The sequence below is a fragment of the Ralstonia mannitolilytica genome, from assembly GCF_905397375.1.
GTDB classification, from domain to species: Bacteria; Pseudomonadota; Gammaproteobacteria; order Burkholderiales; family Burkholderiaceae; genus Ralstonia; species Ralstonia mannitolilytica.
The window spans coordinates 1-862 of record NZ_CAJPVG010000033.1 but is presented as its reverse complement, the minus strand read 5'-3'; the positions used below and the strand labels follow the sequence as shown (position 1 = coordinate 862).

At 67.4% G+C, this 862-nt stretch carries 1 pseudogene; it reads right to left on the bottom strand.

The window, feature by feature from the left end:
• Positions 1-643, bottom strand: a pseudogene (locus KHN96_RS22685) (hypothetical protein); the annotation flags it as partial.
• Positions 644-862 lie beyond the last annotated feature (219 nt).

Genomic DNA, 862 nt, shown 5'->3' with positions numbered 1-862 from the left:
CCATGTGGATGTTCGGGTTGCCGACGCGACGGGTGAGATGGGCGCCCTCGAACTCCAGGCGCAGCATGGCCAGGTCCTTGACGTGGACCGTCAGCAGGAACACGCCGGGGCGGCGTTCCACCAGGTAAGCCACGCTGCCGTCGCCGCACTGCAGTTCGCGCTGGTAGAAGGCCGAGATGGCCTGGCGCAGCGCGGCCAGAGCGGCATCCGAGGTGTTCGGCCGACGCTTCACGCCGAGGTCGTGCTGCTGGGCCTGCGACCCGTGGCGCTCGAGGTAGTCGAACTCGCAGGCCCGCTCGAACAGCGCCGGATGATTGGCATACAGCCAGAAGGAGCGGTGGGTGTCGCTCCGGCATCCCACCAGGCCCAGCAGCGCGGCGCCGTCCCCGGCGGCGGCCTGGAACATCGCCTGCTTGCCGGCCGGGTCGGCCAACTGGATGCTGGCCATGAGGTTGCCGATCAAACGATCACGGGCGGCGACGTCGGGCCAGGCGCGAACGGCCTCCACCAGCGCCTGCGAGGTGCGCGGCGTGTCCTCCCAGTCGAAATCGGCGGCCACGGGCAGGCCCTGCGAGGCCAGGAAAGCGCTGAGGGTCGCGTCCACCGGCAGTTCGAGCAGCACGTCGACGAAGGTCTTCTTCATCTTCTCGGTCCTTTCCGCAAGAGGTGTCGAGGGCTGCGGACCGAGGGGCGGGTTCGCGGGCCGGCGACGGGGTTACCGAACAGGGCTCTCACCAGCGTAAAGCAGCGAGATACAGCGCGATTGTGTCCCGGCCTGATCCGCTTGTCAAACTGCATGGCACATCTAGCGGCGTTTGGTATCACAGGGCTATACTGTCGGATCGCATTCCAACACTTCCCG